Source organism: Bdellovibrio sp. HCB209 (assembly GCF_047306065.1).
GTDB lineage: Bacteria > Bdellovibrionota > Bdellovibrionia > Bdellovibrionales > Bdellovibrionaceae > Bdellovibrio.
In genome coordinates, this window is sequence record NZ_CP178618.1 from 2,663,619 (window position 1) to 2,679,540 (window position 15,922).

Annotated in this window: 17 protein-coding genes; 10 read left to right on the forward strand and 7 right to left on the reverse strand. The window is 45.0% G+C overall.

Annotated elements, in window-relative coordinates; translation table 11 throughout:
* Window positions 1-10 precede the first annotated feature (10 nt).
* The 3 genes from ACLVWP_RS12930 to ACLVWP_RS12940 are packed head-to-tail and all read left to right on the forward strand — an operon-like array spanning window position 11 to window position 4,130.
* Window positions 11-691, forward strand: a complete 681-nt coding sequence (locus tag ACLVWP_RS12930; protein ID WP_413557774.1) for a response regulator transcription factor — start codon at window positions 11-13, stop codon at window positions 689-691.
* Window positions 688-2,265 carry a histidine kinase dimerization/phospho-acceptor domain-containing protein gene (locus ACLVWP_RS12935; RefSeq protein WP_413557775.1) on the forward strand — a complete coding sequence of 526 codons (1,578 nt, stop codon included), beginning with the start codon at window positions 688-690 and terminating at the stop codon, window positions 2,263-2,265. Before ACLVWP_RS12930 ends, ACLVWP_RS12935 begins: the two co-directional genes overlap by 4 nt.
* A 56-nt stretch (window positions 2,266-2,321) precedes the next feature.
* Window positions 2,322-4,130, forward strand: a complete 1,809-nt coding sequence (locus ACLVWP_RS12940; RefSeq protein ID WP_413557776.1) for a hypothetical protein — start codon at window positions 2,322-2,324, stop codon at window positions 4,128-4,130.
* Between the two features lie 67 nt (window positions 4,131-4,197).
* Here ACLVWP_RS12940 and ACLVWP_RS12945 read toward each other — a convergent pair whose 3' ends face one another.
* The gene (locus ACLVWP_RS12945) at window positions 4,198-4,908 is read right to left on the reverse strand and encodes a hypothetical protein (RefSeq protein ID WP_413557777.1); all 711 of its coding nucleotides are present in this window, start codon (window positions 4,906-4,908) and stop codon (window positions 4,198-4,200) included.
* Window positions 4,909-5,160: 252 nt separating this feature from the next.
* On the opposite strand from ACLVWP_RS12945, the gene ACLVWP_RS12950 reads away from it, so the two are divergent.
* Window positions 5,161-5,493, forward strand: a complete 333-nt coding sequence (locus tag ACLVWP_RS12950) for a hypothetical protein (RefSeq protein ID WP_413557779.1) — start codon at window positions 5,161-5,163, stop codon at window positions 5,491-5,493.
* A 158-nt stretch (window positions 5,494-5,651) separates the two neighbouring features.
* Here the strand turns inward: ACLVWP_RS12950 and ACLVWP_RS12955 are convergent, their stop codons facing one another.
* From ACLVWP_RS12955 to ACLVWP_RS12970, 4 genes are all read right to left on the reverse strand, one after another.
* On the reverse strand, window positions 5,652-6,683 hold the full coding sequence (locus tag ACLVWP_RS12955; protein WP_413557780.1) for an HNH endonuclease: 1,032 nt from the start codon (window positions 6,681-6,683) through the stop codon (window positions 5,652-5,654).
* A 282-nt stretch (window positions 6,684-6,965) separates the two neighbouring features.
* Complete coding sequence (locus ACLVWP_RS12960; RefSeq protein ID WP_413557782.1) at window positions 6,966-8,735, reverse strand: S8 family peptidase; 1,770 nt, start codon at window positions 8,733-8,735, stop codon at window positions 6,966-6,968.
* A complete protein-coding gene (locus ACLVWP_RS12965) occupies window positions 8,722-9,468 on the reverse strand; it encodes a hypothetical protein (protein ID WP_413557783.1) in 747 nt (248 codons plus the stop codon). The genes ACLVWP_RS12960 and ACLVWP_RS12965 overlap by 14 nt, the downstream gene beginning before the upstream one ends.
* 36 nt (window positions 9,469-9,504) lie before the next feature.
* Complete coding sequence (locus ACLVWP_RS12970) at window positions 9,505-9,945, reverse strand: MarR family winged helix-turn-helix transcriptional regulator (protein WP_413557784.1); 441 nt, start codon at window positions 9,943-9,945, stop codon at window positions 9,505-9,507.
* 228 nt (window positions 9,946-10,173) lie between these two features.
* Between ACLVWP_RS12970 and ACLVWP_RS12975 the strand changes: the two genes are divergently transcribed.
* Complete coding sequence (locus tag ACLVWP_RS12975; protein WP_413557786.1) at window positions 10,174-10,593, forward strand: hypothetical protein; 420 nt, start codon at window positions 10,174-10,176, stop codon at window positions 10,591-10,593.
* Between the two features lie 192 nt (window positions 10,594-10,785).
* Complete coding sequence (locus ACLVWP_RS12980) at window positions 10,786-11,217, forward strand: hypothetical protein (protein WP_413557787.1); 432 nt, start codon at window positions 10,786-10,788, stop codon at window positions 11,215-11,217.
* Here ACLVWP_RS12980 and ACLVWP_RS12985 read toward each other — a convergent pair.
* Window positions 11,156-11,626, reverse strand: coding sequence for a DUF2127 domain-containing protein (locus tag ACLVWP_RS12985; RefSeq protein ID WP_413557788.1), 471 nt, complete (start codon window positions 11,624-11,626; stop codon window positions 11,156-11,158). The two genes, ACLVWP_RS12980 and ACLVWP_RS12985, sit on opposite strands and share 62 nt — an antisense overlap.
* Window positions 11,627-11,715: 89 nt before the next feature.
* On the opposite strand from ACLVWP_RS12985, the gene ACLVWP_RS12990 reads away from it, so the two are divergent.
* From ACLVWP_RS12990 to ACLVWP_RS13000, 3 genes are read left to right on the forward strand one after another with little or no spacing between them, the layout of a single operon-like run.
* A complete protein-coding gene (locus ACLVWP_RS12990; protein ID WP_413557789.1) occupies window positions 11,716-12,660 on the forward strand; it encodes a hypothetical protein in 945 nt (314 codons plus the stop codon).
* 5 nt (window positions 12,661-12,665) lie between these two features.
* A complete protein-coding gene (locus ACLVWP_RS12995) occupies window positions 12,666-13,379 on the forward strand; it encodes a DUF481 domain-containing protein (protein ID WP_413557790.1) in 714 nt (237 codons plus the stop codon).
* Window positions 13,380-13,433: 54 nt separating this feature from the next.
* Complete coding sequence (locus ACLVWP_RS13000; protein WP_413557792.1) at window positions 13,434-13,979, forward strand: DUF924 family protein; 546 nt, start codon at window positions 13,434-13,436, stop codon at window positions 13,977-13,979.
* Here ACLVWP_RS13000 and ACLVWP_RS13005 read toward each other — a convergent pair.
* Window positions 13,976-15,433, reverse strand: coding sequence for a cache domain-containing protein (locus tag ACLVWP_RS13005; RefSeq protein ID WP_413557793.1), 1,458 nt, complete (start codon window positions 15,431-15,433; stop codon window positions 13,976-13,978). The genes ACLVWP_RS13000 and ACLVWP_RS13005 overlap by 4 nt on opposite strands.
* A 149-nt stretch (window positions 15,434-15,582) precedes the next feature.
* Here ACLVWP_RS13005 and ACLVWP_RS13010 point away from each other — a divergent pair, with 149 nt between their 5' ends.
* Complete coding sequence (locus ACLVWP_RS13010) at window positions 15,583-15,912, forward strand: DUF1904 domain-containing protein (protein ID WP_413557794.1); 330 nt, start codon at window positions 15,583-15,585, stop codon at window positions 15,910-15,912.
* Window positions 15,913-15,922 lie beyond the last annotated feature (10 nt).

Below are 15,922 nucleotides of genomic sequence, written 5' to 3' on the forward strand. Positions count from 1 at the left end.
CTTATTGATTATGGCGACACAAATTTTTCTACTTGAAGACGATCCGGTTCTTGGCAAAGCAATCCAAATGCAGTTGGAACTTGAACAGTTCCAAGTACATTGGGCAAAGAATTTATCTGCGGGCCGAGAGGTTTTTAAAACTCAGCCTGGTATCGATTTGTTTCTTCTGGATGTAAATCTTCCTGATGGTAACGGTTATGAATTCTGTGAGTGGCTTCGCAACGAAGGCATCAACACTCCAATTATGTTCCTGACTGCTCGCACGGATGAGGAGAGCGTGGTGCGTGGCTTCGAGCACGGAGCCAATGACTATATTCGTAAACCCTTTGGGCAAAAAGAAATTCTGGTTCGAATCAAGAATCAGTTAAACGAACGCAAACCCACATTGGATCTCTTGCGTTTCGCCGGTCTTACTTTGATCAAAAATCAACAAGTTCTAAAAACTGAAACGGGACTCGTGACACTGAACCGCCGTGAATATGAAATTCTCCGCGTGTTCTTTGAAAACCCCGAAACCATCATTTCCCGTGAAACACTAATTGCGAGCCTTTCCTCGGGTGAGGAGCTTTTTGACCGAACTGTGGATTCTCACATCAGTCACATTCGTTCGAAACTTAGCAAAAATGGAATTCAGAACGTTAAGATTAATTCGGTCTATGGCCAAGGATATCGTCTGGAGAAGGTTGCATGATTACGCAGTCTCTGTTTCGTCGAAACTACTTTATCTTTGTTTCCATTATCATCGTCTTTATCTTTATGGCGTTCGGCTCCGCTTGGTTAGTTTCTTACTTAGACCGCCCGACTCAAACTCGTTTTGTCCGCCCGCCCAACTACCTGGTCAGAAATCTTTATGAACAATTGGATAGCGATCCCATCGTCGCTTTTCAAAAACTTCAAGCAAGTAACAGTCCCGATAACTTTTTAAAATTTGAATTGATCGATCGTACGGGTAAAAGCTTGATCTCTGGTGACCCGATTTTACCTCGCGGCCTGACGGACGTTGAAGTTGAAACTTTGGCGCAAGATAAAGCGGTACGCTTTGGCGAGATGGAGTTCGGTCCTCCTAAGCTTGATGTTTCAAAAACAAAATTCCCCGGCGTCTATTTCATTCACCGCTTTATGCCTCCTCCAGAATTTGGCGGACCTGGCGGCGGTGGCCCTCGTGTTCCTGGCCCAGGCCCCGGCGGCCCGGGTGGACCTGGTGGCCCTCCTCCTGGCGGTGAAATGATGCCTCCTCCTCCCGGTATGGGACCAGGTGGCGGTGGACCTCCACCTCCATTCATGAAAATGTCGGTTAGAAAAAATCCTGTTTTCATCACAATCGCATTCTTGATTGTCTTTACATTGGTCTCTGTGGGTATCGCCTTGGTGTATATGTTCTCTAGATATCGTCAACGTGCTGAAGAAGCCTTCGATGTCTTGAATCAACTGCGCCATGGAAATTTGTCTGTTCGCTTACCGACGAAAAAATTCGAAGAGCTGACTCCGCTGGTAAATGCATTTAATCAGATGGCAGGTGACGTTGAGAGCATGGTTGAAAGTCTACGCAAGGCAGACCAAGCTCGCCGTCAACTCTTGCAAGATCTTGCGCATGATCTAAGAACTCCTCTCGCGTCTTTGCAAACTTTCTTGGAAACGCTGCAAGTGGGCGAAACACGCCTAAGCCCCGAGAAGCGCCAAGAGATCGTGGCTCTGTGCTTTTCAGAAGTAGAATATTTTGGAAAGCTAGTTGAAGACTTATTGTTCTTGGCCCAAATCACGGAACCTAAATACTCCGCTGGTACCGAGGAAATCAATTTGCTAGAGCGCGTGGAAGATCAAGTGACAGTATTCAAAGGTCGCTACCCTTCCTTGCAATTCAAAGTTGATTGCACGATGGATGCCTCGAAAGTTCAGTTCATGGGTTCATCTAAACTGATTGATCGCCTCCTACGAAACGCTTTCGAGAATTCAACCTCCTTTGCGAAGTCCACAATTCATGTGTCGATTGCGAACGATGCTGGAAAACTGCAACTAGCAATTACCGATGACGGCCCCGGCTTCAGTGATGCCGCTCTGAAAGAGTACGGTCACAAAAAAGCCAGCCGCAGTCTGATTGAAAGTGGTTCGTCTGGCAAAAGAATCTCGGTTGGAATCGGATCTGTTATTATGCGAGAGATCCTCCAGCTCCATGGTGGCGAGTTGAAAGCTGAAAACATCGTCTCTGCAGGAGCAAATCCCTCTATCCTTGGTGGACGTGTCTCATTTTGGTTCCCAAAATCGTAGTCCACAATCATTAAACACTTGCCCGTTACCTTTAAGGTATACAAAGGACGGGCAAAATGTTTTTCAAGTCTTTAATCACAACTCTTCTCATCACTGCGACTCCTGCATGGGCACAGATGATGAACCCTTCACTGATGGGCACAGGCTACTGGGGAGGGAATCAAAGTTGTGCATACCAACAGCGCCCGGCCCAAGCCATGAACACTGAATCTGAAGAGGTTCAGGAATACAAATCTCAGATTTCTGAATTAAAAAAAGAGATCGCCGAGAAACAGAAAGAAAAAAAGCAATACGACCGCGAGGTTAAAAATGCCAAGTCGGATATTCAGAAAAATCTTTCTGACAATTATGCCGACGCAATCATGCAACACATGGATGGCTTTCGCAGATGTTCTGAATACACAGGTTTTAACAAATCAGATAGTGGCGATATCGTTAGCGACGATGAATCACCCGTTATAACTGCCGACATGGACAGCGATGAAATGCCTGAACCACCAGAAGGTGCTGAAGGTTTCGCTGGTGGCCCGCCTCCATCTGGTAGCGGCAACCGTCCGATGCCTCCTCGTGGTGGTGGAAGTGGACAACGTCCGTCCATGTCCAAGGCAAAAAAATCTGGTCAAGGTGCAAACTCCAACATGCTTGCACTGGAAGCCTTCTCGATGCAGGAATGGCAGTCTTATTGTGATGCTCGACAATCAGGTGCGGTATTCGGTGCCGTCTGTGATAACTCTCGCTTCCGCGCAGGTGGCGGTCGCTCGAACTCAGCCACTTGTAAAAAAGCGATCAGTAGCTATCGCAGTAACTCGCAAAAATCTTTAAAACTTCAAGACGAAATTGATTCCTTGAATCGTGATATCGAAAATGCCCAAGAGGACTTGAAAGAAGCCCGTAACGACCGCTTCGGAACTGAGGGAGAAGTTTGTTTGGATTGTATGGCGAAAAATAATTCCTACAATTACCAAAATCAACAAACTGATATGACAAGCTTGATCACCAACGTCGCTCTGGGTGCTGGTGCTATGTATGCAGGTTACAAAACCAATCAAATGGTTTCTGAAAACAATGCGAATCTAGGTTACCCGACACAAACTCCATCCGTGCTGTCCTATGGTTATCCTTATCTTGCAGCAGGAGTTTACGGTGCTCTGAGTGGTGGCGGATCTGGCCAAGGTGGCTTTGGTTGCGGCGGCGGTAGCTCGATGATGGGCTCTATGGGCGGCATGAACTCCATGGCTGGTATGATGGGCATGGGAAGCATGATGGGTATGGGCAACATGGGCAGTGCTTTTGGTTACCCTTCAAGTATGATGGGTTCCATGATGGGAATGAGCGGTGGTCTTTACACCGGTATGGGAATGAATTCTATGATGAATCCTTACAGCATGAATTCTATGTATGGTAACTCGATGTACGGAAACTCTATGTATTCCATGATGAACTCGATGAGCAACCCTTATGCTGCGATGAACCCTTACTCTATGTATGGTTCTTCTGGATCGATGTACGGTATGAATCCGTACTCTCAGTATTCAGCGATGAACTCGCTTCAGCAGCAAATGATGATGATGAATTATCAAATGAGCGGCTTGCCTACGATGTCGGGAATTTACGGAAATACGGGAACGACCTACAATAATGGAGTCTATTCAGGATATAGCTCAGGCTATATCTCTCCGACGGGTTACACGAATTCGACGGTTTTACCAAGCGGAGTCATCACTGGATCTAGTTATGGCAGCAGCAGCTACCTCTCCCCTTATTCGACGCTTTCCAACAGTGTGACGGTTCCTGGGATAGTTCCATATCCAACGACCACGACAACCAGTGGCACTTCTGGGTTGATCTACGGTACGGGACGATAATTCAATCGCTCAAAATAAAAAAGCCCCGATTCCTCGGGGCTTTTTTTGTTTCAAATATTCTTATAAATTAGAAGCTTTGTGTACGAGCTACACCGCAACGGTTGTAAGCTAGCACCGTGAAGGATGCTGAGTTCCAGTTGCTTGGCCAAGAAGCTGTGTTCAAACAGTCGTAAGCCACGCCACCAATTGTACAAGTCGTATTACCAACACCCGCGCCATTATCAAATAGATAAAGTGCTGTGGATGAAGCCGCTGACTTCGTCAGTGTAAAAGTCGGAGCTGCGTTTGGTCTTAGGTTACAAACTTCAGTTACATAGTCAGAAGAGTATGGATTGCTTACAGAAGGACGGAAGCTGATTTTGATTCCGTTACCATCCAAGTACTGGCTTGTTTGATGATTGTACAGGTACAAACGCAAATCTTTTGTAGTGCTCAAATCTGGGCGTACTTGCAAAGACACATAGAAATAAGAACCACTTTGCGTGATATACCCCGTGTATGAAGCCGTCACTGTACGATCATAAAGCACCCAGTAATAAGGGCTCATATCGCTTACATTTGAAGGTTTGCTAATTTTCAAAGTGATATTTTGACCCGCAGTCAAAACGATCGGGCTGCCCGTTGAGGGATAATAGACGTCACCAGTATAGCCATCAGCAGCCACAGTGCTTGAACCATCAGCTGTATTGCCTTGCGAGCAATTTTGAAAGCTCACTGTTACGATTGCTAATGCGGCAACGGTCCCGCCTGCGATCAATACTTTCTTCAACGATTTCATAGATATTCCCCCGCGTCCTACCTAAATACTTTCGGCTAATTTTGGGAATAACCGTAGCGAAAAGAGAAATTTATTGAAGTCCTTTTTGATGTCAGGGTCAGATTTGTGTCTCATATTGAGATCGTTCGCTGGGCCAATGATAAAAAGTCTTTCCCTCCATGGTCCTTCAATACTTCCTCTCTAAGATTTATTCATGGGCGACAGGTTGAGGGACCTCGAAGCCCCTACTCTAAAACTAACAAGGGAGACCTTATGACGATTTCTAAAAAGTATATCTTAACGGTGATTTCAGTACTTTCCCTACACACAGCCTCGATGGCTCAAGCCCAACAAGGTCCTGGACCTGGCGGCCCGGGTGGTCCCGGCGGAGGCCAAAGCCAAGCACAAAGAGAAGCCTTCCGCGCCTGCGCTGACTCGGTAGGAATGGAAAAACCAGAACCAGGCAAAAGACCCACAGCTCCCTCTGAAGAACAACGAGCTGCTCTGGATGCCTGCTTAAAAGAAAAAGGTTTTGAACCGCCCACAAGATTCGGCCGCCCAGGAGGCGAAAGACCTCCACAAGAAGCTTCAGCAGGCGCGCAATAATAGTTGTTGAAAATTTGCGATTATAAAATGGAATTTCAGAAGAGATCCGGTATTACAACCGGATCTTTTTTTTTGCACAGATAGCCTTTCAAGAACCGCAATCAATCAATCAATCAATCTATCTATCTATCTATCTATCTATCTATCTATCTATCTATCTACTTGCCTGCTTGAGCATTCGTTCGAGCTACTCCCATTCTCTTAGCTTCAGATAAGTTATGCGTGCGACACAATACTCTTAAATTCTCAATACTGTCAGTTCCTCCCAAAGAGATCGGCAGTCGATGGTCAATCTGCAACTGAAAGGAACTGTTACAGCAAGTATGATCCCCAGAGTATTCGCACTTATGACGAGCTAGCTCCATAACTTTTCTACGAGTAGAAATCTTAATGCCCGCACGTTTCCGCTTAGCCAAGAAATGTCGCGTCGATATAAGACCTGAATCTCTATTCGCACCAACTTCATTTTGGTTCTCAATATTTCCGTCCCTAGGTTCACATTGGGCCTCCGGGCGATTATCTTCAGAAACTGACACAACCTCCCCGTCATAATTAATTCTGCGAGATCTAGCGGCACCTTCAATTTTTCTGACTTGCTTTTGTGCCAAGTGAACGAAAAGTTCCGCCCAATTACCCTGAGGCAAACTATGAGAAAGCAAGTCTCTCGCTTTGGATAACACTGCCATTTGCTCTTCCGTAAAGGTCAACTCCAACCGAGTTGATAAGTCCCTTTGGATTCTAATATTTTCGTGCTGAACAATAGGCTGATTAAACTCAACCGCGAGAATTCGCTGAGTTTCCATGGACGTTTTATGCCCAATCTCCTCAATCACACGAAGGGTTTGCTCAGCACTTGTCTCGCGACCAGACTTCTTATCAGTTTTGATACACTTCTGAACCTGCGTCAGCTGTGTCAATGTAATGGCACCCGTTTCGATTTTGTCAGCCACTTCAGGAACTTTCTTAAGCAAGCGAGCCGAACTAAGCCGACGATAAGCACTGTCTTCACCATATCCCAAACATTTTGTAAGATAAGAAAACATAGAGTCATACCCTTGAGTCGCATAAAGCCTGCGTTCCTCAACCTCAACAATATGCCATAGAATCACATGCGTGATCTTACGCTCAGTACGCACAAGTTTCCCAAGACGGCTCATAAGTTCAGAATCAGAAATCAAAGACAAATCCATGCTTCTCTCCTAAGTTGAGAAACTTATAGCACGGGTTTTAAAACGCATTTTTAAAGGATTTTTCGAAACAACATACGCCAGAGAGGCAGCGATTATTAAGACGATACAAGAGCAACAATGGCTCACTAGAAAGCCAATTTTGCAAACTCAAGACGGATCTTATAAAATCAATTTCAACCGAACAGAATCAAAATTAGAAACACCAAAACACCGTCAACAAAAATAAGATTACATCATAAAAATGACGACATGTTTCTTGGCTAAGCGACTTTGTAACTTGTCTTACGGTGCACCAATGATTTGAAGCTGCCAGTTAGTGAGAGTCCCACTAACCGCATCTCCGTGACCATCAATCACCTTCAACGTCCAAGTACCTTCCGACCTTTCGCCATAAAATGCATTCGACAAAAACACATCAGCCGAATAGTCATGAACGTTCAGTAATGAGTTGTTCATATTAACCAAGATACTACGCATACCAGAAGGTGACGTTAACTCTAAAGCCAACTGAGAAATATCATTATGTGTAATACTAACTCGAACACGAACTGCCTCGATCTTCAATGCACCATTGCCACCGGATAAAATCTGAATTTCAGACAATGCAGCATTTGCCAAAGAGTTGTCTGGAATAGCTACATTAATAGTCCCAGTGCTGATCCAAGTCGATTCCGTATAGGTTCCGAATGTGCTCGTGTATGACTTAGCCATAGCTACAGCTGCATCTATGTCGACTTTTCCAAATCCATACCAATTCTGAAACTTGAAGCCAGCTCCATTGACTCTCCACGGAAGCTCCCACGAATACCCTGCTGGCACACCTCGATTAGCAGTTGTACCGCCAGGGTATGGAATAGATCCTGTCGTGACATAGTCCACAGCAAGCGCTGTCTTGGCTAAAATATACTTCACATCACGCCATGTGAGATTAGGATTCGCTTCGAGCAATAAAGCTACAGCCCCTGTCACAGTCGGCGCAGCAGAGGACGTCCCGTTGAATGTAACTGAATAGTTACAACCAGAGTTTCCAGATCCGCCATTTTCAAAGGCAATCGAAGAGCCTGCATTCGTTGCTGATCTTCCTCTTACACATCCCGTTCGATCCGTTGTTAAGATTGCTGGGGCAGAATCCCCATACATTCCACCAAAACCTGATATCCAAAGGTTTGCTCCCGGAGACGAATAGTTTGCAGAATAGCCCTGTGCAGTTAACGCACCCACCATAATTTGATAAGGATTTACGTTTTCTCCATCAAAATTGGAGTTTCCCAAACACACGTCATTAGGCTGTCCATTACATTGTTCATAATAAGAATTCCCGCCCGACTTAATGTAGATGGCACCTCTACCATTTCTAAAGGTCGTAACACCCGTTTTAAGCTGAGCTTCATAGTTCGCACTGACCGCAGTTTTCTGATATTGTTTAATACCCCAGCTCATATTGGAAATATCAAAGTCATTTCCATCGGCTTGATTTAGTAGTACGGACTCAGCGGTTGATGTTAATGCAGACATAAAGTTGGCAATACTCAATGCAGCTTTCGGTGCAACCCCTCGACCGCCCTTCCCATTGCCAGCAACAGCCGCCACAATACCTGCAACAGCAGTCCCATGATCATCATTGTAAGGTGTACCGCCAACAACTACATCACGAGGCACTGCCGTTGTTGTCTTGTAGCTATTATTACTATCACCAGAGATATAATCACGCGATCGCGCAACGACAGTTTGGAAATTCCCCGTCAGATCCTCATGAACATTATCTAAGCCATCATCAGAAATACGAACTTTAACACCATTACCGCGAAGACCAGATGACCAAGTCGCACGCAGATTTAGATCCATGCCAACTGTACCACCATTCTTAGCAAAGACCTTCTGACCACAATTCGCCAAATGCCATGCGTATGAAAAAAGCGGATCCCCACCGTCATTAAAACAGCTATCAGCAACTTCAAAACCACTACCATTGCAATTCACCAGAGTTATCGCAACAAATAACGATACGACGGTTAAAAGAATTTGAGTATACAACTGCTTAATTTTTAACATAGTTGCGACTCACAATTTCTAGTTCCGCATTTGCAATGCGTGGATCTCTTTTTAAAACGTATACAAACTTACTTAAATCAAATTTTTCAGAATCAGCGGTTACAAAATACAGTTTCAAGTGATCAAAACGATCAGTCACATGCAAACTGTACTCTTTCTGAACCTGCGGCAGAGTAGACTCTGACTTGAGTGTTACTTTCACACGGCCTGTAACTATACCGACAGTTCTCATTCTTTCATCGAACACAACCATAGGTTGTGAGTTTGAAAAGTTACGCTCATCCCCAACCATCTTAGCGTCACGGATAACAACAAAACCACCGTACATACCAAGAACATCGGCATCACTCTCATCGAAATTCTTTGCCATCACTGCGCGAGTCCCTGTCCATACCTTCCATGTTGTATCCGCGAACAAAACATTCGAACGTAGTTCTGAAGGCGATGGCGGAACGATCCCCGCTTCTTTCTTGGGGCGATTTTCAGGCGTCGGCAAATCGCGCGAACGCATTTGCGGAACTGGCTGCTCAGGCGTTACTGATGTTGAAGTAGTTGAATTGCTCGCAGAATTCTGCGCAGGCAACGGCGAATCCATGTTCGCCATTTTTTCTGCGTGGTCGCCGGAGGCCTTGATGGCGTTGCCTGCGAGGTTGCTGACGCCCTCACGTTGGCCTTCCCGGAAAAGGAAGGCGGCAACTATTGCTAAACCTATGATGATAAGGCCTTTTTTCATAATAGGCTTATCGGCACTTTTTATGGTTTACACCAATTAATTGTTCTTACTCATAACTCCAACAAGCTGACTTACACGAGTCATTAGGTTCCCTAGATTGCGTTTTTCATCGCTATCGAATTGGGACCAGAGACGACTCACGTTTTCGTTATAAACTGGCAGGACTTTCTTCATAAGCTCTAGACCAGAGTCAGATAAAACGATGCGATACGAACGACTGTCACCCATGTTTTGTTGGGGTTGAATCAGTCCACCTTGCTTCAAATTGGAAATGATCGCAGAAATAGTGGCATTGGTGACACCCACAGCTTTAGCTGTTTCAGTTGGGGTCATGCCTTCCGGACTATTATATAGAAGGTTCAAGATCACAAAACGCGTCGTCGTCAATTTGTACTCTTGAAAGAACTCCTCTAAAGCCGTCTCAAAATCGATCGTTAGCTTGCTGAACAATAAGTGTAACTGCATTTCATCAGACATATATACTCCCCGATCCCTGGACCGTTATTAGAACTTTAAGGGGCAAATGTTGTGAAAATGTGGAATTTGACAACCTAACGACTGTCTAACATTTTTCGTCTTTTTGGTTCGACGCCCCAAGTTGAGACGCTATAAACGATTTAAAGGCACTAGGCGCCGTGCCAGCTCTGGCACAAACCTTGAGTAGTACCTAAGTGAGAACCAAGTTTACTAACGAAAGAGGGAATTATGAAAACGACAAAAACGCTACTTACGATCTTACTGACAGGTATGACTCTATTTCTAGCTAACTGCTCTAAGAGCAATAATAGCGGGTCATCATCTACTAATACATATGGCAGCTGCAGCACTGGCCAAGTCTATACGACTCAATACGGTTGCTTGCCGACTGAATACTGTGCTTCTCGTGGTTACACGAACTACGGTTACAATGCTTCAACTCAGCAATGTATCCAAGGCACTACTTATAACTATAACAATGGAACGAACGGCTCTTGCCAAACTGGATATGTACCTGTGAACAACACGTGCTTGCCGACAGCTCAATGTACTCAAATGGGTTACTCGAACTACGGTTTCGTACAAAATACTTCAACAGGTCAATGGGCATGCTACCCACCAAACTACTCTGGCGGTTGGATCTTCTAATCACAGCGTAAGCTGCTGACGCGAACAGAGTTCGCGGGATCCCTCACCCAACAACTTTGGCTGACCCTTCACCGGGTCGGCCGCGTCTGTTTCAAATGACATTCTTACCGAACTGAAATTTGCCCTGAACCTTACAGCCTTCCTATACTCCGATTTCATCTAAAAAACTTCTTTAGAAATCTGGAGTGACCAATGAGCAAGATTCTCTGTTTTATTTTTACCTGCACGAGCCTTTTCACACTTTCAGCTCAAGCCATCGAACTCAATATTTTACAGCCTAACTATGCTTGTCAGTCCAAAGAGTTCATACCCGATGACAACTTATCTGTGATTGTTCTGCAGGACAAAGTTTCCGGCCTTAATCATATCGAAATCGCCCAATCTTGGTTTGGTGGAGTTCGTAAGGCATACTTTGCGGTGGTAGAAAGAATCGAAAAAAATGGCGACAGCCAGCCCATCATTTTTGAGGGACATGGAATTCAGCTGACGATGGATCGCACTTTAAAAAACGACAAGCATCCCTTTGAAGCGGTTTTACGTATCCCCGTCTCTCAAGGAGAAATCACGACAAAGCTCTTACTCTGTGAGTCTTTACACGAACAAACACCAGGTACGCTACAATAGCGATATTGACGAACGTGATTGCGGCTTTCCACCAAGCAAAGCTTTCTGCCATTTTTAGAAACTCAAATGGCAGATAGATTGCGCCAGAAAGTATGGCTAACCACTCCGCCCAAACTTTTTCTTTCCATAGGCCGTAAGCTTCGACAAAACGGATGGTTGAGTAAAGAAATGCAAATACCACTAGCTGCTGAAGCCCGGTCTCACCCAAACTGTCGAAAGCTTCCATAAAGAAAGCGGAGTACTCCGTATTCTGTAGCCCCAGATAGCGAACGACCTTCACTCCCGTTTCATGCACATTTTGGCCCATGATACTGAAGGCTCCGATGCCCACCATCACTACAGCAACACCTTTTGCTGCTTCAAATCCTGCAATTGCTTGAACACCTGTTCTGAGACCGTCATTCGCCATATACACACGCTGCCTTTAGCTTAAGCCTTTGACAAGAAAAATGCGGAATTACAGCTATCCATAAATAACGGTCTGCTTAGAATATTCACATGCTCAATTATTTTAAAGCTCTCGTCTTGTGTTTGCCTTTAATGGCTGGCTCTTTAGCGCATGCTCAAGAAAAATCTGATCCTCACACTGAATCTCCCGCTCGTCAGTGGGAATGGAGTCTTCCCGTTTTTGCCCAACGAGTGATTGATAAGGGATTTAACCTGCCACGCCCTTATGGAGTGAGTTTAATCTATGGGCAACTGACCCAAGGATTTAATATTGATCATCTAAAAGTGGCCTTCAGTGAAAACGCTGACTTGCATTCCATCGACTTCATTAATTTTCAAAACACGTCGGTAAGCAATAATACTTGGCAAGTTAAGCTCGATGCCTGGCTATTTCCCTTTTTGAACATTTTTGGAATTATCGGATCTGTCAAAGGCACCGGCACTGTGCCTCTGACCATGGCTTACAAAGATATCTACAATTTTCTGCTGCCCGGTAATCCGTGCAGTGTCGCCAGCCCCCCGTCTTACTGTGAGGGGTACATCAATGCAAACGCACCCATCGACTACCATGGATACAGTGTGGGAATCGGAATGATCCTCGCCGGTGGATATCAGAATATTTTCTTTGCAATGCCGGTGACCTACGTTGAATCCGACGTCAATGTCTCGGACACCAACACTCACGCTCTCAATATTACTCCCCGCATCGGCTACAATATCAAATCAGAAAAACACGGAAAGTTTGGCGTCTATCTGGGAGTAAACTACTTTCAAGCAGATGTCGCCCTGACGGGAACCTACACACTTCCTTTATCGGGAACTCCCGTGGGACGTGATGTTCCAATACGCTACTCACTTAAAGAAAATCCGATCGATCATTGGAATGCTGTCGGTGGAGTCAACTGGGAGCTCAGTGAGTTCTGGTCAATTGTGATGGAGATCGGACATAGCCATCATCGCGATACGACCACATTTAACTTTGCCTACAGGTTCTAACCAAAATGGTTTTGCTACTTATCGCTCTCGCTTCACTTATTGGAATGCAGAAATCGGGAGTTTCGACTCAACCGCTGCCTTTACATTTAGAGTTGGATGCAGGAGTACTTGCAGTGAGAAGCAAGAACAACACTCAAAGCATCAACACCAATCTGGATGCAAGTTATGACTTCGGAAAAAATACGCTCTCAATTTACGGAGGCTATTTAAAAACTTCCACACAAGGAACTGACAGTGCTCTACACTGGCTGGGAGGAGCTCGATATGACTATGAATTCATGCCTCAATCTCGGGTATTCTTAGACTACAACTCAGAAGCCGATCCATTTATTGGCTATGTCCAGCGAAACAATGAAAGTCTTGGTTACAGTTATATTGTCTATCAAAAGCAAAATCTTAAATGGTGGATGGACTTTGCTTATCTTCACTCTAAAACCGATGTAGTTCGTAGCGGAACGATCTATGAGAGCAAAGCATTTTTTGCGACATACACGAGTTGGAAATTTACTAAGGACTGGAGCTTAGACGGTTGGTTCCAACTGATACCTAACTTTACGACGCCGGATCAAGACATGATCAATTACCAATTTTCCGTCACGTCTATCATGAATCCCTGGATATCACTTCGAGGTGCATATCTAGTTCGCTATATAGAGCAACCCTATCTAAGAGATCGCTATCAAACGTTAACCACATTAAGTCTTGTGTCGTCATTTTGATGAGTATTGACAATATCGATTCAAAAAAAACGACTTTTTCGCTATAGTTTCCCTATGGATACAAATGCATTAGATGTTTTAAAATTTTGGTTCGAAGAGACAGATCAACGACTTTGGTTCGCAAAAAATGCAGAATTTGATGAATTGATTCGCTCTCGTTTTGAAGAAATCCATGCAAAAGCTGAGAATTGCGAAACATACCTGTGGAGAAAAAATCCACGTGGTCGTTTGGCTGAGATTATTGTTTTAGATCAATTCTCACGCAATATGTACCGTGATACTCCACGAGCTTTCAGTAATGATTCTTTGGCGCTCGCATTGGCTCAAGAGGCCATTGCCTGCGGTGATGACCAAAAGCTAAAGCCTCAAGAAAGAGCTTTCCTGTATTTGCCGTTCATGCACAGTGAATCCGAAGTCATCCACAAAGAAGCGATGCGCTTATTCTCTCAAGAAGGCCTTGAGACAAATTTGGAATTTGAATTGGCGCATAAGGGTTTGATTGATCGCTTTGGTCGATACCCTTACCGCAATGAGATCTTGGGCAGAGAATCGACCAAAGAAGAATTGGAATATCTTAAAATGCCGGGGTCGTCGTTTTAGGCGACCTTTTTACCCACGACTTCATAGGCGATATTGTTCACCATGGATTCAAGGTTATGAGCCTGCGCTGACATCTCTTCAGATGTTGCCGCTGTTTCTTCTGCTGCCGCAGAGAATGCCTGCGTTTGGCGCTCCAAACCTTCCATTGATTTATAAATCGACTGAATGCCTTCCGTTTGATCACTGGTTGTGGAGGCAATCTCACGATTTAAGATACTGACTTTTTTAACTGATGAAACGATTTGGTTCAAAACATGGTCACTCTTCGCAGCAAGGTCCAAAGATACGCGCGTTTGATTGACGTTGTTCGTAACAACTGTTTTTACTTCCTTCGCAGCCTCAGCCGATTTCAATGACAGACTACGAACGGCATCTGCGACCACGGCAAATCCACGGCCCTGCTCGCCCGCACGCGCGGCCTCAACCGCAGCATTCAATGCCAGCAAGTTCGTTTGGAAAGCGATATCATCGATAATATCCATAGCCGAAGTGATTTCAGCCGAAATCTTAGCCATGGCATTGATCGAATCCATCAAACGACGAATTTCTTCAGCACCTGTGGCAGCACCGTCTTCAGAACTTTGCGCTAAGCTTGCTGCCTCATTTGCACGTTGTTGATTCGCTTCAACTACACTGCTCAGAGTACGAACGGCACCAAGAGTGTCTTCGATTTTAGCAGCCGACTCGACTGAGCCTTGCGCCACGTTTTGACCGGCATTCGAAAGCATGTTCGACGCTTCCTTAACCTGTTTACTCGCATCACTTGTATCCATCACCGTGCGAGACAAGAAGTTCATCAACTTATTAGAGAATACTGCAAAGAGTCCCATCGCAAGCAAAGTCGCAATACCAAATCCTAAGATAACTTCGTTACGCACTTTTGCTACGATCGCTTCAACGTCGTCGACATAGATCCCCGTGCCCACAACCCATTTCCAAGGTTTGAACTGGCGCACGAAACTAATTTTTGGCTCGGGATTTGGCGAACCTGGCTTCGGCCACATATAGCTGACGAAACCTTCTGCCGCTGGAGTTTGCGCCATCGCCGCGAACTCTCTAAAGAGATGCACACCGTTTGGATCTTTCATCTCACCTGCGTCTTTGCCATCAAGTTCAGGCTTGATCGGATGCATAAGCACTAGTGGTTGAAAGTCATTCACCCAAAAGTATTCTTTACCCGCATAGCGGTACTGTTTAAGAGCTGCTAGCGCCAAAACTTTGGCTTCGTCCTCGGTGATTTTTCCGGCTTTGAATTGATTGTAGTAAAGTTCGACCGTATCGCTTGCAAGGTCCACGGTATTTCTAAGCATCACTTTGCGATCTTCATACATATTGTTCCGAACCAAAGGCAAAACATACATTAGCACAATGGCCCAGAGGGGAATGATGGCTGCTACTAATAAAGACAAAGTCTTATAACGGTAGCTGCGACCTTTCCAAAGACGTACGTTCATTATTTCCTCCTGGGATAGAGACCCCACTTCATCGGTCTTTAACAAGGAGCCCTGAAGATCTCTCGAAGTAAATTGAGGAATTCACATTTTATTGTCCCACTTCGAGACGAGGTTTAGTAACATGTTGTTTTCATTGAAAGGGAACGCCCATGCCACACCTAAGATTTCGCGGTTTGAAAGAAGACAACGTTGCTGAGCTGAGCAATGCTCTAACAAAAGAGTTAGCCACAACCATGGAGACAACTGAGGACAACTTTTCTTTTGAACTCATCGGCACGACTTTCTTTAGCAAAGGCCAACGTGGCGGTGCTTACCCATTCGTCGAAGTTTTATGGTTTCAGCGCTCTCAAGAAATCCAAGATGCCGCAGCTAGGATTATCACGCAGAAAGTAAAACAACTTTGTCCTCAAGATGATGTCGCGGTCATCTTCGTTCCTCTGGCTAAGAATTCTTACTACGAGAACGGAACCCATTTCTAATTGCTCATGA